This window comes from Streptomyces sp. NPDC051963 (assembly GCF_044593495.1).
GTDB lineage: Bacteria > Actinomycetota > Actinomycetes > Streptomycetales > Streptomycetaceae > Streptomyces.
Genome location: NZ_JBIUCC010000002.1, coordinates 524009 through 539991 on the forward strand (window position 1 = coordinate 524009; position 15983 = coordinate 539991).

Genomic DNA, 15983 nt, shown 5'->3' on the forward strand with positions numbered 1-15983 from the left:
CCGGCCATGACGAACACGGGTGGCGGTGGCCCGCGACCACGCGGCATGTGGTGGCGGGAGGCGGCGATCATCGCGGCGGCGTTCGCGCTCTGTCTGCTCGGCGGTGCGCTGTCCGACGACGGCAGCGCGCTGTCGGCGCCGCCTGCCGCCGCCTACCTCATCGCAGTGGTGTCCTGTGCCGCACTGCCCGTGCGGCACAGGGCGCCGCTGGCCGCCATGGCGGTCACGACCGTGTGCGGTGTGCTGGTGCCCCCCCTGGGTCTCCTGCTGAGCCCGCTCATCGTGACCCCGGCCGTGATCACCGCCTACTCGCTCACCGCGCGCACGGAACGGCACGCGGTGAGCGCGCTGTCGCTCACCTCCGCGGCGCTGCTGGTCGCCTCCACCCCCCTGTTCGGGGCCCTCTCGTGGAAGGACGCGAGCAGGCTGGGAGCGGTGGCGGCGTTCCCGCTGGTGGCCGGCGTACTGGGTCACTCGACGCAGAACCGACGGGCCTATCTGGCGGCCGTGGAGGAGCGGGCCCGGCGGGCCGAACAGAGCCGGGACAGCGAGGCGCGCCGGCGAGTGGCCGAGGAACGGGTGCGCATCGCCCGGGAACTGCACGACCTCGTGGCCCATCAGATCACCCTGGCCAACGCGCAGGCCACGGTCGCCGCCCACCTCTTCGACACCCGGCCGGAGCAGACGCGTAAGAGCCTGAAGGAGCTCGTCGAGACCACCGGCGACGCGCTCGACGACCTGCGGGCCACGGTCGGTCTGCTGCGTCAGTCCGGGGACACGGCCGGGCCCGTCGAACCGGCGCCCGGACTGTCCCGGCTGCCCACGCTCCTGGAGTCCTTCCGCCGCGCGGGTCTTCAGGTGTCGGTGCACCAGGAGGGCACGGCCAGGCCACTGCCGCCGGGAGTGGACCTCACCGCCTACCGCATCGTCCAGGAGGCTTTGACCAACGTGACCAAGCACGCAGGTACCGGAAGCGCCCGCGTGGGCCTCGCCTGGAACCGCGATCGCGTGACCATCACGGTCGCCGACGACGGAGGGAGCGGCCCTGGGGCGTCGACCGCATCCACGGGACCGAGTGCGTCCACGGCGGCGGACCGTCCGCACGGTTACGGTCTGATCGGGATGCGTGAACGTGCCACCGCGGTCGGCGGACACCTCACCGCGGGCCGGCGCCCGGAGGGCGGCTTCCTCGTCTCCACCCAACTGCCCCTCCCGCCCGCCAAGCACACGACGCGGGAGACCGACGGAGGTGCGCCGTGACACTCCGAGTGCTGCTCGCCGACGATCAGGCCCTGCTGCGCGGCGCCTTCCGCCTGCTTCTCGACAGTGCCGACGACATCACCGTGGTCGGCGAGGCCGCCGACGGCAGGGAGGCGGTGAGACTCACCCGGGAGCTGCGCCCGGACGTGGTGATCATGGACATCCGGATGCCCGAGGTGGACGGTCTCACCGCCACCTCGGAGATCTGCGCGGACCCGGACCTGCGGGCCAGCCGCATCCTGATCCTCACCACCTACGAGACCGACGAATACGTCGCTCAGGCGCTGCGCGCGGGGGCCGGCGGCTTCATCGGCAAGGGCATCGGGGCCGAGGCCCTGCTGGACGCCGTGCGGACGATCGCCGACGGCGACACCCTTCTGTCCCCGGTCGCGACCCGCTCCCTGGTCGCCCGTTTCCTGGCCACACCGGACCACGCCCCGTCGCATCACGCCGAAGAGCTCGCCGTGCTCACCCCGCGCGAACGCGAGATGGTGGCCCTGGTCGCGACCGGCCTGTCCAACCAGGAGATCGCCGAGCGGATGTTCCTCAGCCCCTTCACCGTCCGCGCCCATGTGCAGCGCGCCATGACGAAGCTTCAGGCCCGCGACCGGGCGCAACTCGTCGTCATCGCCTACCGGGCGGGCCTGGCCCATGCCACGCCCGACGGCGGCAACTAGGGCCTGGCTGAGCCGAATTCGGGCAGCGTGAGGGCTGAGTGGGCCGGTCGTGCCGGGGCGGAGGGCATGGTGACGAGGTCGCGCAGCATGGTGTTGCGTTGTTCCAGGGCCTGCACCGTGGTGGGGAAGAGCGTGGCCGCGCCGTTGTCGACCAGGGCCTGGTTCATGGCCACGAACTCGCGCACGTCGCGTTCGTAGGCGGCGAAGGCCGCGGTGTGGTCCCGGTTCGTGGCCAGGGCGTGGGCGAGCATGTAGGCGCCGACCAGCGCCAGGCTCGAACCCTGTCCGGTGAGGAACGAGGGTGCGTACGCGGCGTCGCCGACGAGCGCGACGCGGCCGCTGGACCAGTGGGGCATACGGATCTGACCGGCCGTGTCGAAGAACAGGTCATCCGCGTCGCGCATGGCGTTGACGATGCCGGGGACCTCCCAGCCCTCGCCCGCGAAGGCCGTGGCGACCAGGTCCCGTTGGGCGTCGGGGTTCCGGAGGGCGTCGAAGGGTGGTTCCGGTCGGTGGAAGGTCAGGAAGGCGTGCAGCTCGTCGCCGTCCCCGACGGCGTAGAGGGCCGCGGCCTTCCCCGGGGTGTTCCACAACATGAGCTCGCGGGAGAGCCCGAGGGTGTTCGGCATGGTGAAGAGGGCGAAGCAGTAGCCGAGGTAGCGGTGGAACCGTTCTTCGGGGCCGAACAGGGACTCCCGGGTGTGGGAGTGCATACCGTCGGCGCCGACCACCAGGTCGAACGTGCGCTGTTGCCCACTGTGGAAGGTGACGTCGACCCCTTCTCCGGACTGGTCGAGGGTGTCGATGGAGTCGTCGAACAGGAATTCCACGTCGTCGCGAACCCTCGCGTAGAGGTTCGCGGCCAGATCCCCACGACGCACTTCGAGGTCCTGTCCTTCGACACCGCCGGCAACGGCGCGCGGGTCGAGCGCGGTCAGTTCACTGCCGTCGGCGTTGAGGAAGGTGAAGCGACGCGAGTCGATGTGCGCGTCCCGCAGTTGCGGCAGTATCCCCATGCGCCGGACCACCTCCGTCGCGGTACCGCGGATGTCGATCGGATAGCCACCGGCGCGCAGCGCGCCTGCCTTCTCCACCACGGTGACCTCGAACCCGGACCGGCGCAGCCAGTACGCCAGCGCGGGTCCGGCGATGCTGGCCCCGGAGATCAGGACCCTGCCCTTCGCGGTAGTAGACACGTCCGTCGAGAGACCGGTAGATGTCATGCCTGAGCTTCCTTCTTCGTGAAACGGACGACGAGCAGTGACAGGGCGGCGACGAGGCCGGCGATGACGAAGCCTGTGACGAAGGCCGATTCGGTCGGCAGGCCCGTCATCGGGTCGGCTCCGGCGTCGAGGATCGCGCCGCCGACCTGGACGCCCAGGGCGATGCCGATCACGCGTGCCGCGACGAGCAGGCCAGTGGCGATGCCGGTGTCCTCGGTCTCCACGGCGGTGGTGGCGCTGACGAGCAACGCCGTGGTGCCGACGCCCGCCGCGAACGCGGTCAGCGCCTTTGCGAGGACGAGATGCCATTCCGCGCCGTGCGCCGACGCCAGGGCGACCATCGTGGCGGCCGTGACGAGGGCGCCCACGATGACCACGGCACGCGGACCGAAACGCCGCGCCGCGATCCCGCCGACGGAATCGCTCAACGACCCGACGACGGCGCCGGGCAGCAGGAACAGCCCGATGTCGGTGGTGCTGACTCCGAAGCCGTATCCGTCGGCCGAGATCGCGAACAGCTGCGGGAGCAGAAAGAGCACCATCCCCGAACTGGCGCAGATGACCAAGGTGAGCACGCACGCGTGCCACACCGCCGGCTTGGCCAGCATGCCCAGATCGACCATCGGCGAGGCCGCCCGGCGCTCGACGACGACCCATCCGGTGGCCAGGGCGACCACGACCACCGCGATGGCGGCGACCGTGAGCAACGGCAGGCCGTTCGTCACCTTCACGAGCCCGACCATGAACACGAGCAACGCACCGCTCAGCAGAATCACGCCGGGCCAGTCGATCCCGTGGTCCGACCGGACCGGCGGATCATGCGGCATCAGCCGGGCCACGACCGACGTCGTCGCGATGATCGCGATCGTCGGCAGCGTGAACATCCAATTCCAGGACAGCGCGTCCGCGATCGGCCCGGCAACCAGCGTTCCCACCATGCCGCCGCCCGTGAACAGCGCCATGACCAGCCCGATCGCCACCGCTGACTCCCTTGCCGGGAGGTGCTTGCGGACCAGGATGAACGAGAGGGGCAGCACACCCACCATGACGCCCTGCAATACCTGACCGAGCAGCAGCACCGGCAGGTTCGGCGCCAGACCGGCCAGCAGACCACCGGCCGAGACCACGGCGCTCAGCCAGACCAGCACCCGCTTTCCGCCGTGGCGGTCGCCGAGTTTGCCTATGACGGGTGTGACGACCGCGCCGGTGACGAGCAATGCGTTGGCGACCAGTGCCGCTTCGCCGGAACTGACGGCCAGCTCACGTTGGAGCAGCGGGAGCGCGGGCTCCACCACTGACTGAAGGGTGCCGAGGGCGAGGGCCAGGATGCCGAGGGCGCCGATCGACAGCCGCCCTATCCGGACCGGGGAAACCGCAACTGCGGACATAGGTGTCCTTTTCATCATTGATACGAGGGGAAATGGGCCTCCAACATTTCCCTCCGGCGCCCGGCTGGGGCATCGTCCTCAGCCGCCGTCTTCCCCTGGTGCGCCCGGACCAGGGGAAGAGGTGTCCTGGTGCCGGCGCACCACTACCCTCGATTTCCGGTATGCGGTAACTTCTTTCCGAAACCGTCGTTGATCGTGGGCGCGAGTCACGGCGGACGAGGAGGAGGACAACCGCATGCCCATCCAGCAGTCCGAGGTGCTGTACACCGCCGTCGCCACCGCCGAGAACGGCCGTGACGGCCGGGTCGCCACCGACGACGGCAAGCTCGACGTCGTCGTCAACCCGCCCAAGGAGATGGGCGGCAGCGCCTCCGGCACCAACCCGGAGCAGCTGTTCGCCGCCGGCTACAGCGCCTGCTTCCAGGGCGCGCTCGGCGTCGTCGCCCGCCAGGAGAACGCCGACGTCTCCGGCTCGACCGTCACCGCGAAGGTCGGCATCGGCAAGAACTCGGACGGGTTCGGGATCATCGTCGAGATCTCGGCGCACATCCCGAACGTCGACGCGGCCACGGCCACGTCCCTGCTTCAGAAGGCCCACCAGGTCTGCCCGTACTCGAAGGCAACCCGCGGCAATATCACCGTGACGCTGGTCTGACCACGATCGTTGCTACGACGGAGGCCGCACCCTTGGACGTGGGGTGCGGCCTCCTTGTCGAGCCCGTGGTCCTGCCTGCGGTCAGGTCGCCTGCGCCGCCTTGTGGGCGGCCGGCACGAACCGCTCGTTCTCCGGTGCGGCGCCGCCCGGAAACGCGAAGCGACGGCGGGTGTAGCCGTACGCAAGGCCGCTCCGCGGGTCGGCGAAGGCCTGGGAGCCCGGCGCGCCGCTGTGGCCGAACGTCCCGGCGCCGAGGAACGGGTACAGGACGTCGGCCGTTGCCTGGAAGCCCAAGCCGTACGAGCGGTGCGCGCGGGCGACCAGGTCGTAGCCGGTGGAGTGGATCTGGCCTACCTCGGCCGTGGTGTCCGGCTTCAGCAGTGGTGGCCGGCCGTCCACCTCGCTGATCGCCGCCGCGTACATCCCGGCGAGGCCACGCGCGGACGCCACGCCGCCCGCCGAGGCCTGCCCCTTGGCGCGCACGGTCCGGGAGTTGGCGAAGTCGGACAGCTCGCCCGCGCCCGGTACCTGGGCGTTGAACGCGATCGAGGCCAGCGTGTGCGGGCCGGTCGGGTTCGCGTCCAGCTCGGCCTGCTGTTCCGGCGTCGGGGCCATCGGCTGCACCGAGCGGAAGCGGGGTTCCAGGGCTTCGGGCAGACCCAGGTGGAAGTCGAGGCCGTACGGCGCCCGCACCCGGTCCTCGAACAGTTCCTGGAGTGTCCGTCCCGTTGCCCGGCGCGCCACCTCGCCGGTGAGCGCACCGATGACGTAGGCGTGGTAGCCGAAGGCCGTGCCGGGGCGCCAGAACGGGCGCTGGTCCGCCAGCCGTTCGGCGATCACGCGGTCGTCGGCCAGCTCCTCGGGAGAGAAGCCGGCGTCGAGACCGATCAGGCCCGCCCGGTGCGTCACCAGATCACGCAGGGTGAGGGCGGCCTTGCCCTCGGCGCTGAACTCCGGCCAGTAGTAGGTCACTTTGCGGTCCAGCTCCAGCGTGCCCTCCTGCACGAGAAGCGCGATCACGAGGTGGGCGGCGCCCTTGGTGCAGGAGTACACGCCGTAGAGCGATGTCGCGTCGGCACCGTCGCCCGCCCACAGGTCGACGACTCTGCGGCCGTGCGCGTACACGCACAACTGCCCCTCGTAGTCGGCGCGTTCCGTCGCCACGAACGCGGCGAACTCCTCGCGTACCGCCTCGAAACCGTCCGCGACGGTGCCGTGGATCTCCTCGGTCGTCACCCACCACTCTCCTCACTCGCCTGCGCCACGGCCAACAAGGCCCGGGCGACCTGCGCGAATTCCCCCTTCGGATGGTCCCGGAAGAGGGGTTCGGTGCCGAACAGCACGGCACCTGGACCGCTGACGACCGAGGCCTGCCCGGCCGCCGCGTCCGGACCGCCGGAGCCGTCCTCCAACGGCCGCCAGTGCCCGGAGACCAGCGGGTTCCCGGTCGCGTACGACTGCTCCACCCGCACCTCCGGTCCGAGGTCGGTGAACCAGACCGGCGCGTACACGAACCCGTGCTCCGGAGCGCCGCCGGTGACCGGCCCGCCCGCGTTCACCACGCGCACCACGCCGTTGGCGTCCCCGTTGCCCTCGACCGGCTTGGCGGCGAGCAGTCCGGCCGCGGAGTTGAGTTCCGCGCCCGTGGCACCTCGGCCGACGAGACCGTGGCCGGTGAGGAAGGCGTCAAGTGCCGTGCGGGCGGCCGGATTCAGGCGGTCGTAGGACAGTCCTGCCGAGACGAAGAGGACGTCTGCGGTCGACCAGTCGAAGCCCGCGTTGAGGATGCCCGTCGAGACGGGCGTGACCTCGAAGTCCATCTCCCGCAGTGCGAACAGCTCGCCCGCCGTGACGGCGGCGGCCACCCGGAGCCGGCGCAGTTCGGTGGTGCCGCGGGTGTGGGTCGCGTCGAAGGACACGTCGTACGTCCGTGCCGCGGTGACCGCGGCCTTGCGTGCGGACGACGGGACGATCGCGCTGCCGTCCGCTGCCCGGCGTACCGAAACACCTTGCCGGAGAAGGGAGTTGAGGGCCCCGATCTCCTGCGGGGTGTCGAGGCGGAGCCGCAGGGTGCCGCGCGGGGCGACATATCCGACGGACGCGGCCGCGTCCACGGTGCGCAGCGCTCCGTACGGCAGGCTCCCGCGCTGAGCGGACTCCACCGTGGCGCCCCACAGGCGGCCGAGGCTCCAGCCCGAGATGTCGTACATCACCGACACCTTGTCGCTGATGTCGGTGCCGTCGGCCAGGAGGACGTTCGCGAGGCCCCGCTTGGACTGGTGCATGTCGACGACGTAGGAGCCGGCCGAGTAGGTGCGTCCGGCGAGGCGGAAGGGGCGGGTCGCGCGGGTGACGACGACGTCGTTGGCGAGGAGATGGTCCACGAGACGGGCCGCCGCGGTGGCGGAGCGCTGGGAGCGGGCGCCCGCAGGAATGACGTAGGCGCGGGGGAAGTCCGTGGTGTACACGTCCTCGGGGCCGATGCCGGGGACGCCCGGGACCGTCTCCTGCGACACCGGGACCTGTGCCTCGCCGGCCGCGCCGCGCCGGAAGACCTCGATCTGGTCGGCGATCAGTGTGCTGCGGTGGGTGCGGGTGAAGTCGAGGGTGGCGCGGATCGCGGCGCCGGCGACATCGACGTTCACGGCTGACCTGCGACGCAACTCGGCGGTCGGGAGGGTGTCGTACTCCTCGTTGTTCACCGCGAGCGGGATCTCGACGGTGTGCGCCGCCACCGCGCCCTGGAAGGCCGCGTACTGCGGGGTGAAGATGGGCGGCCAGTCGTCCCAGCCCTCCTCCTGGTCCCGGAACGGGATCTGGGCGGGCTCGACGCCGTCCTTCTCCGGGGTGTAGCCGAGGCCGTTGACGGCGGACTCCATGCCGAGGGCGCCCGCGTAGGTGTTCTTCAGGAACAGGTCGTACTCGTAGTTCTCGCCGTGCGGGGGAGTGGTGGGCTCGATGAGGGTGCCGTTGACGTAGCCGTGCAGGTCGAGCATGACGGCGGGTTGTTTGTCGATCTGGATCTGGCGCATCGCGCGCACCTCGGGCTGCGAGGCGGTGGCGAAGTCCCGGTTCATGTCGAAGCCGCCTGCGTTCGTGCGGGTGCCGGCGATACGGCCGTCCGGATTGGCCGTGATGTTGAAGTACAGGCGGGAGCGGGAGAGGAGGTCCCTGGTCTTCGCGTCCTTCGCGGTCGCCAGCTGCTCGATGAGGCCGAGGGAGGCGTCAGTGCCCTCCCACTCGTTGCCGTGGATGTTGTTGTTCACGAACAGCGGGACCTTGTAACCCGCCTTGATCTCCTGGGACTTGGCGGCAGCCGCGGGCGCCCTCTCGATCAGCTCGCGCATCCGCTCCTGGGAGCGGGCCTGGCGTGCGCTCTCCGGGGCGGTGACCGTGACGAGGTAGAGGCGGTGCCCGCCGGCGGAACGGCCGACGACCTCGACGCTCACCCGGTCGCCGAGCGCCTGAAGGGCGTTCAGCTTCGGGGCGATCGCGTGGTACGGGGTGAGGCCGAGCTTGATGGACTTGTCGGCGGGGTTCTCCGGGTCGGGGGTGAGGACCTGCTCCCGGGGATAGCCGGTGCCCGAATCGGTCCTGGCGGTCAGGGCGTTGAGCGCTCGCCTGGCCGCCACCGCCGGGGCTTGTGCGGCCTGCCGGTCGAGCGCGGGACCTTCCCGGGTGACCGGCTTCGGGTCGGCCCCGGCGCTGCCGGGGGTGAGGAGAAGTGAGCCCGCCGTGGTGAGGGCGAGGGCGGTGATCAGGACGGGTCTCGCCGCGGTGGTTCTCGTGGTGCGCACGCGTACCTCCTCTGAGCTTCCTGAGATCGGTACGGCGAGGTGTACCTGTTCGACTCAACGGCAACAAGAGGGAGTCCGTGTCGCGGATGCCCCGGATGGCGCATCCACGGCCGGTCGGACGGGGCATGCTGAGGGTGCCCGGCAACGGTGAGTGCGCTTGACGCGAGGAGTGCTCATGGCGACGATCCCTTCGCTCCCCAGCAGGGAAGAGATGCTGCGCATGGCCCGCAGCACGACCGACATCACCGGCCAACTCCTGGACACCGCCCAGAACATCACCAGAATCGCCATCAACACCTTCGACCCACGGGACGGTTCGGGCGCGGAAGTGCTGCGCGTCCTGCGTGAGACCACCGCCGAACTCGCCGAGGCGAGCGCCTCCCCGCAGGCCCAGGAGGCCTTCTACCGCATCGTCGACACCCTCACCCGGCTCGGCACCAGCGGCGCCCCGCTCGCCGTGCACCCGGTGAGCGAACCGGCCCAGGCGCTGCTGGCGGCGCTGAGCGACAGCCTGCTGCCGGTGCTGGACGCGGTGGAGCCGGCGGTGGAGGAGTTCGCCACCGCGCTCGGCGACTTCGTCGAGGCGACGTCACCGCTGCTGCCCGCCGCGGCCGGCCTGGCCGCGGGCCTGCTGCTCGCCCTCACCCCGCTGATCCGGGCGGCGACCGAGGTCCTGCACGAGTCGACCCCTGAACTCCGCCGTGTCGCCGACGCGTTGACCTCCGCGCTGGCCCCGCTGATGCCGCTCCAGGTGGCCCTGGCGGAGCGTGCGGCCGCCGCCGGCGCAGGCGTCGTACGCGCCACGCTCCCGCCCCTGGCGGACCTCACCGAAGCGGCGGCGGCGACCACGAAGGCGGCCCGGCCGGTCCTGATCGCCGGGGAGGAACTGGTGGTGTCGGCCCTGGAGACGGTCCAGCCCCTGCTGCTGGCCGGCGCCTCCCGCGCGGGGCGGGTGGCACGGGCGACGGCGGTACGGGTGACGGCGGCGGTGTCACCCGCGGCCGACCGGGGGGTCGTGGTGGCGGTCGCCGTGGGGGGTTGAGGCAGGGACCGACGTTGACAGGACAAAAGGGGGCCCGCACAATCGTCGACATGATCGGGCACTGGTTCGACACGACGACGGGGCCTCTGCGCGCCCCTGATCGGACCGGATGCGAACGCTCCGGTCGATAGTCGGGTTGCCGCCGAGCCGTGTGCTCGCTGCGCGCAACGCCCTTCGTTCGCGGCGCTCGAAAGCACGCGTGTCTCGCGTCGGCTGACGTCTGCCATCGCACCACGCGAACGAGGAGAGACTCCATGACCGTGACCGTTCCACCTGCCGGATCGCCGACGGCGCTGCGCGAGGCGCGTGTGCCGGAGGGCGGGATGTACGAGGGACCGCGGACCCTGCGGCGGCTGCCCGAAGGGTGGCAGGAGCAGCCGTACCGGCATGTCGAACTAGTGCCACAGGGGTGCACCATCGGGGCGGAGGTGCGGGGCATCGACCTCTCGCGCCCGCTCGGTCCCGCCCTGCGCGAGGAGCTGAACCGCGCCCTGCTGGAGTGGAAGGTCCTCTTCTTCCGCGCCCAGCACCTCACCTCCGCTCAGCAGCGCGACTTCGCCCGCAACTGGGGCGAGTTGGAGACCAACCCGCTGCTCGCCCGCGGGGCCGGCGAGGACGTGGTGCGCTTCGACAAGGGCGGCGATGCCACCCCCACCTTCGAGAACGTCTGGCACGCCGACGTCACGTTCCGTGAGCGGCCCGCGCTCGGCGCCGTGCTCCAGCTGCGCGAGGTCCCGCCGTCCGGCGGGGACACCATGTGGGCGGACATGGCCGCCGCGTACGACAACCTGCCGCGGGACGTGAAGGACCGCATCGACGGCGCCACCGCCGTGCACGACTTCATCCCCGGGTTCGCCCGCTTCTACGGCCCCGAGAGGCTCGCCGCGTTCCAGGACGCGTTCCCGCCCGTGGAGCACCCGGTGGTGCGCACCCACCCGGAGACCGGCCGCCGGCTGCTCTTCGTCAACACCTCCTTCACCACCCGGATCACGGGGATGCAGCGAGAGGAGAGCGACAGCGTGCTGCGCTTTCTCTTCCAGCAGGCGCACGTCCCGGAGTACCAGGTGCGGTTCCGCTGGCAGCCCGGCGATGTCGCCTTCTGGGACAACCGCGCCACCCAGCACTACGCCGTGAACGACTACGGCTCGCACCGCCGCGTGGCCGAACGCGTCGCCGTCGTCGGCGACCGCCCCTACTGACGCAGGCCCCGGACCTTCCCGACCGCCCACCTCATCACTGTCAGTGGTCCCCGATAGAGTTTTCCCCATGCGCGATCTTGGGGTGGGCTTCAACTACCTTCTGAAGGGCCAGCGCTGGGTGGCCCGGCACGGCAAGCAGTACGGCTTCGGGCTGCTCCCGGGCCTGATCACGCTCGTCCTCTATGCGGCGGCGCTGGTCGCCCTGGCGCTGTGGGGCGAGGACTTCGTGTCCTGGGCGACGCCGTTCGCCGACGACTGGTCGAGCCCGTGGGCCGGTCTCTTCCGCGGCTTCCTGCTCGCCGTGCTGTTCGCCCTCGGCCTTCTCCTGTCCGTCCTCACCTTCACCGCGGTCACCCTCCTGATCGGCGAGCCGTTCTACGAGAGCCTCTCCGAGAGGGTCGACCGGGACGTCTCCCCGGACGGCACTGCACCGGAGTCCGGTCTGTCGCTCTGGCACGAGCTGTGGATCTCGGGCCGTGACAGCCTGAGAATCCTCGTTCGGGCCGCGCTCTGGGCCGTTCTGCTCTTCGCCTGCGGCTTCATCCCGTTCGTCGGTCAGACGGTCGTCCCGGTGATCGGCTTCTTCGTCACCGGCTTCTTCCTCACCGAGCAGCTCACCGCCGTTTCCCTCCAGCGGCGCCGCGTCGACCTGCGCTCCCGCCTCACCCTGCTCCGCTCCCGCAAGACCCTGGTCTGGGGCTTCGGCACGCCTCTCGCCCTGGCCTTCGTGGTGCCGTTCGTCGCCGTGTTCCTGATGCCGGGCGCGGTCGCGGGCGCCACACTGATGGCCCGCGACCTGGCCGGCGAGGAGACCGTCGAGGACGGCGCCGAGGACTCCGAGGAGGAGGAAGTCACCCGGTGACGGCCACCGTCAGGATCGCCCGCACCTGAGCGATGATGTCCAGCCGGTTCTGTATGAACTCGGGGTCGGTGACGGCCCCGGTCGCCGGATCGGTGTTGCCCGTGCCGAACTGAAGCACCGGCGTGTGCACATGCCCGCCCGGCAGCGAGTCGTGCAGCCCGAGCCGGTCCCGCAACAGCGTGGCCCGGTAGGCGATCTCGTTGGACAGATAGTCGCCGCCGCCCCCGGCACGGGCCGTCGAACCGGGAGTCGGTCCGTCCGGCCGTACGACGGACTGGGTGGAGCCCGCCGGGATCTCGGTCACGCTCGTGTTGTCGTACACGGGGAACCGCCCGGTGCTCGCGGCCACGATCGCGGCATACGGCAGGCTGGTCGTCGTCCACTGCGGCTGCGAGGCCGGGTCGGTGACCGGGACGATCTCGGGCGTACCGGTGTTCTCGTTGTCCCCGAAGCCGCCCCGCCAGGCGCCGTTCGTCCGCTCGACGTCGAACCGTCCGACCCGGCCCTGGCTCACGGTCGTGAACAGGTCGACCTTCGGGAGGTACGGCCGCAGCGCCCGCTCCACCGTCCCCTCCGTGAAGTCCCGCCAGCGCACCGGGAACACGGTGGTCTCGATCCGCGCCGGACCGTCCGGCGTCTCGATCACCGTGCCGTCGAGGGCCAGCGCGGTCGCCCCGGACGGGTTGGAGATCCGGACGTCCCGGTCCAGCGTGAACGGGTCGAAACCGGTGACCAGGATCCGCTTGAGCCCCTTGCCCTGCGGATAGCGGATCGCGGTCTGCCCGCGCGAGTTCCGCTCCAACGTGTCGATCAGCGCGGCCCGTTGGGTGTCGCTCAGCCCGAACTCCGGCTCCCAGGTGCGGACTTCCCGCGTCATCCCGAGCCGCGCCCAGTACAGCGGCCGGTCGTCGTCCCGGCTCAGATCCCCGGCCGCGGGCTCACGCCCCTGCGCCCGCGCGACGGCCCGCTGCCACAGCGCCGCGCCCTGCCGCTCGACGACCCGGCGGGCCTGCGCATACGACTCCGTCGCGGCGAGCGCCCGCACCAACTCCGGTGTCACCGTGTCGAATCCGGAACGTCTGAGGATCTCCTGCGGTTGCGCCTTGTCGAGCCGCAGCTCCTCGACCGTCGGAGCCGGTGCGGTGTCCGCCGTCGCCGTCGCGGGGGCCGCGAGCCCCGCCAGCAGTGCGAGTCCGAGTACGCCGATCCGAACACGTATGGAATTCAAGGGGTTCAGGTCCTTCCGTCGCTGTGGGGGAGCGTGCTCGGCAGTATGGCGTGACGGAAGGGACATGGGTAGATCGGCAAGGGGACCGGAGTTGATGGTTGCGGTTTTGATTCCCCCGCAGGTGGCCGAGGCAGGATTGAGGTGTCCCTGGTCCCTGAAGCGGAGGCACCCTGATGGTGGCAGATCCTGCCGACCTGGCACGCGAGGTGGTCGTCGAGGCCGCGCTCGGTGGGCTCGACCTCGATGCGAAGGCGCGGTTGCTGTCCGGGCAGGACATGTGGTCGTTGGCCGCGCTGCCGCAGATCGGGCTGAAGTCGTTGGTGATGTCGGACGGGCCGATCGGCGTCCGGGGTGTGCGCTGGACCGCCGACGACCCCTCCGTCGCCCTGCCCTCCCCGACCGCGCTCGCCGCCACCTGGGACCCGGAACTCGCCCGCCGGGCCGGCGCGCTGCTCGCGCAGGAGGCACGCCGGAAGGGGGTGCACGTCCTGCTCGCGCCCACCGTCAATCTCCACCGCTCCCCGCTCGGCGGCCGTCACTTCGAGGCCTACAGCGAGGATCCGTACCTCACCGGTCTGATCGGGGCGGGCTATGTGGACGGCGTCCAGTCCGGCGGTGTCGGCACCACCGTCAAGCACTTCGTGGCCAACGACGCCGAGACCGACCGCTTCACGGTGAACAACGTGGTCTCCCAACGCACCCTGCGCGAGCTGTATTTGGCGCCCTTCGAGATCATCGTCGAGAACGCCCGCCCCTGGGGCATCATGACCGCGTACAACATGGTCAACGGCACGACGATGACCGAGCACCGCCACCTGGTGAACGAGATCCTGCGCGGCGAATGGGGCTTCGACGGCTTCAACGTCTCCGACTGGATGGCCGCCCGCTCCACCACCGGCGACATCGAGGGCGGCCTCGACGTCGCCATGCCCGGCCCGGACACGGTGTACGGCGAGGCCCTCGCGGCGGCCGTCCGGGACGGCAAGGTCGACGAGGCCACGGTCGACACCGCCGTACGCAACGTTCTGCGCCTCGCCGCCCGGGTCGGCATCCTGGACGGCGCCGACCCGGTCGTCACCGAACTGCCGGACACCGTCGACGGCGAGGCACTGGCCCGCGAGATCGCCCGCCGCGCCTTCGTCCTGGTCCGTAACCAAGGCGCTCTCCCGCTCAAGCAGGGGACGGTGGCGCTGCTCGGCGCAGCCGCCCGCGACGCCCGTGTCCTCGGCGGCGGCTCCGCCACCGTATTCCCCCGGCACACCGTCTCCCCGCTCGACGGCCTCACCGCCGCCCTCCCCGAAGGCGCCCTCACCTACGCCGTCGGCGCCGACCCCATCACCGAACTCACCGTCGCCGACAAGGGATTCGAGCTGCGGGCGGTATGCCGGAACGCCGAGGGCACCGTCATCGGCACCGCCTCCGCACCGGGCGGCCAGATCCAGTGGATGGGTTCGGACCTGCCCGAGGGCGTCACCCACGATCGCCTGCACACCGTCGAACTGACCGGCACCTTCACCCCGCGAGAGACCGGCCCGCACACCTTCGGCATCAAGGGCATCGGCGCCTTCAAGCTCACCATCGCCGGTACGACGTACTACGACGACGTCCTGCGCCCCGCAAAGGACGACCCCTTCATCACCTTCTTCGGCGCCCCGGCCCCCGTCGGCCTGCCCGAACTGACCGCGGGGGAACCGGTCGACGTCTCCCTCACCTACGTCGTGGCCTTCCGCGAGGACATCCCCATGAAGGTCGTCGGTTTCGCGCTCGCCCACCAGGCGCCGCAGCGCGACCCGGACGAGCTGATCGCCGAGGCCGTCGCGGCCGCCCGCGCCGCCGACACGGCCGTCGTCGTGGTCGCCACCACCGAACGCGTCGAGTCCGAAGGCTACGACCGCAAGGACCTCGGGCTCCCCGGCCGCCAGGACGACCTGGTCCGCGCGGTCGCCGCCGCCAACCCGAACACGGTCGTGGTGGTCAACTCCGGTTCCCCGGTGGAGCTTCCGTGGCGCGACGACGTCGCCGCGGTCCTGCTGAGCTGGTTCCCCGGCCAGGAGGGCGGCACGGCTCTCGCCGACGTACTCACCGGCGCCCACGAGCCCGGCGGCCGCCTCCCCACCACCTGGGGCTCGCTCGCCGACGCCCCGGTCACCCAGGTCGTCCCGGCCGACGGTGAACTCCCGTACACCGAGGGCGTGTTCATCGGCTACCGCGCCTGGGACAAGGAGGGCCGCACCCCGTCGTACCCCTTCGGCCACGGCCTCGGCTACACCGACTGGACGTACGAGTCCGTCGAGGTCGAGGGCGCGACGGTACGGGTCCGGGTGCGCAACTCCGGGGAACGCGTGGGCCGCGAGGTCGTCCAGGTCTATCTGGTGCCGAGCGAGCCCGACGCCGAACGCCCGACACGCGTGCTGGCCGGTTTCGCGAGCGTCGGGGCCGCGCCCGGCGAGAGCGTCGAGGTGACCGTGGAACTCCCGCGCCGCGCGTTCGAGATCTGGGACGAGATGACCACGGCGTGGTCCTTTGTGAAGGGTTCGTACGAGATCCAGGTCGGTCGCTCGATCACGGACCGCCGTCTCACCGCGACGATTAACGTCTGAGGCGGGACAGGACTTCGGGACGAGTCTCCCCACGAACAGCCCCGGCCCGGGA

12 protein-coding genes are annotated in these 15983 nt (G+C 71.1%); 7 read left to right on the forward strand and 5 right to left on the reverse strand.

The window, feature by feature from the left end:
• Window positions 1-6 precede the first annotated feature (6 nt).
• The gene (locus tag ACIHFB_RS08770; protein ID WP_400126047.1) at window positions 7-1260 is read left to right on the forward strand and encodes a sensor histidine kinase; all 1254 of its coding nucleotides are present in this window, start codon (window positions 7-9) and stop codon (window positions 1258-1260) included.
• Complete coding sequence (locus ACIHFB_RS08775) at window positions 1257-1937, forward strand: response regulator (RefSeq protein WP_400126049.1); 681 nt, start codon at window positions 1257-1259, stop codon at window positions 1935-1937. Before ACIHFB_RS08770 ends, ACIHFB_RS08775 begins: the two co-directional genes overlap by 4 nt.
• Here the strand turns inward: ACIHFB_RS08775 and ACIHFB_RS08780 are convergent.
• Together ACIHFB_RS08780 and ACIHFB_RS08785 are read right to left on the reverse strand one after the other, a co-directional pair.
• Window positions 1934-3160 (reverse strand): FAD-dependent monooxygenase, encoded by a 1227-nt coding sequence (locus ACIHFB_RS08780; protein WP_400126051.1) that lies wholly within the window; start codon window positions 3158-3160, stop codon window positions 1934-1936. The two genes, ACIHFB_RS08775 and ACIHFB_RS08780, sit on opposite strands and share 4 nt — an antisense overlap.
• Window positions 3157-4548: an MFS transporter gene (locus tag ACIHFB_RS08785; protein ID WP_365278508.1), complete on the reverse strand. Its 1392-nt coding sequence runs from the start codon at window positions 4546-4548 to the stop codon at window positions 3157-3159. Before ACIHFB_RS08785 ends, ACIHFB_RS08780 begins: the two co-directional genes overlap by 4 nt.
• A 235-nt stretch (window positions 4549-4783) precedes the next feature.
• On the opposite strand from ACIHFB_RS08785, the gene ACIHFB_RS08790 reads away from it, so the two are divergent.
• The gene (locus tag ACIHFB_RS08790) at window positions 4784-5203 is read left to right on the forward strand and encodes an organic hydroperoxide resistance protein (protein ID WP_400126053.1); all 420 of its coding nucleotides are present in this window, start codon (window positions 4784-4786) and stop codon (window positions 5201-5203) included.
• 81 nt (window positions 5204-5284) lie between these two features.
• Here the strand turns inward: ACIHFB_RS08790 and ACIHFB_RS08795 are convergent, their stop codons facing one another.
• Both ACIHFB_RS08795 and ACIHFB_RS08800 read right to left on the reverse strand, forming a co-directional pair.
• Window positions 5285-6439 (reverse strand): serine hydrolase domain-containing protein, encoded by a 1155-nt coding sequence (locus ACIHFB_RS08795; protein ID WP_400126055.1) that lies wholly within the window; start codon window positions 6437-6439, stop codon window positions 5285-5287.
• Window positions 6436-9000: a M14 family zinc carboxypeptidase gene (locus ACIHFB_RS08800; protein ID WP_400126057.1), complete on the reverse strand. Its 2565-nt coding sequence runs from the start codon at window positions 8998-9000 to the stop codon at window positions 6436-6438. The genes ACIHFB_RS08795 and ACIHFB_RS08800 overlap by 4 nt, the downstream gene beginning before the upstream one ends.
• A 175-nt stretch (window positions 9001-9175) precedes the next feature.
• Between ACIHFB_RS08800 and ACIHFB_RS08805 the strand changes: the two genes are divergently transcribed.
• From ACIHFB_RS08805 to ACIHFB_RS08815, 3 genes are all read left to right on the forward strand, one after another.
• Window positions 9176-10042, forward strand: a complete 867-nt coding sequence (locus tag ACIHFB_RS08805) for a hypothetical protein (RefSeq protein ID WP_365278496.1) — start codon at window positions 9176-9178, stop codon at window positions 10040-10042.
• 254 nt (window positions 10043-10296) lie between these two features.
• Window positions 10297-11241, forward strand: a complete 945-nt coding sequence (locus tag ACIHFB_RS08810; protein ID WP_400126059.1) for a TauD/TfdA dioxygenase family protein — start codon at window positions 10297-10299, stop codon at window positions 11239-11241.
• Between the two features lie 67 nt (window positions 11242-11308).
• The gene (locus ACIHFB_RS08815) at window positions 11309-12103 is read left to right on the forward strand and encodes an EI24 domain-containing protein (protein WP_365278490.1); all 795 of its coding nucleotides are present in this window, start codon (window positions 11309-11311) and stop codon (window positions 12101-12103) included.
• Here ACIHFB_RS08815 and ACIHFB_RS08820 read toward each other — a convergent pair.
• Window positions 12093-13331, reverse strand: coding sequence for a pyroglutamyl peptidase (locus tag ACIHFB_RS08820; RefSeq protein ID WP_400126061.1), 1239 nt, complete (start codon window positions 13329-13331; stop codon window positions 12093-12095). The genes ACIHFB_RS08815 and ACIHFB_RS08820 overlap by 11 nt on opposite strands.
• Before the next feature lie 173 nt (window positions 13332-13504).
• Between ACIHFB_RS08820 and ACIHFB_RS08825 the strand changes: the two genes are divergently transcribed.
• Window positions 13505-15931, forward strand: coding sequence for a beta-glucosidase (locus ACIHFB_RS08825; protein ID WP_400126063.1), 2427 nt, complete (start codon window positions 13505-13507; stop codon window positions 15929-15931).
• Window positions 15932-15983 lie beyond the last annotated feature (52 nt).

Excerpts from the sequence above, each read along its gene's own strand:
- ACIHFB_RS08780 (WP_400126051.1), bottom strand. The coding sequence starts at position 3,160 with ATGACATCTACCGGTCTCTCGACGGACGTGTCTACTACCGCGAAGGGC.
- ACIHFB_RS08825 (WP_400126063.1), top strand. The coding sequence starts at position 13,505 with ATGGTGGCAGATCCTGCCGACCTGGCACGCGAGGTGGTCGTCGAGGCC.
- ACIHFB_RS08815 (WP_365278490.1), top strand. The coding sequence starts at position 11,309 with ATGCGCGATCTTGGGGTGGGCTTCAACTACCTTCTGAAGGGCCAGCGC.
- ACIHFB_RS08790 (WP_400126053.1), top strand. The coding sequence starts at position 4,784 with ATGCCCATCCAGCAGTCCGAGGTGCTGTACACCGCCGTCGCCACCGCC.
- ACIHFB_RS08810 (WP_400126059.1), top strand. The coding sequence starts at position 10,297 with ATGACCGTGACCGTTCCACCTGCCGGATCGCCGACGGCGCTGCGCGAG.
- ACIHFB_RS08785 (WP_365278508.1), bottom strand. The coding sequence starts at position 4,548 with ATGTCCGCAGTTGCGGTTTCCCCGGTCCGGATAGGGCGGCTGTCGATC.
- ACIHFB_RS08805 (WP_365278496.1), top strand. The coding sequence starts at position 9,176 with ATGGCGACGATCCCTTCGCTCCCCAGCAGGGAAGAGATGCTGCGCATG.
- ACIHFB_RS08770 (WP_400126047.1), top strand. The coding sequence starts at position 7 with ATGACGAACACGGGTGGCGGTGGCCCGCGACCACGCGGCATGTGGTGG.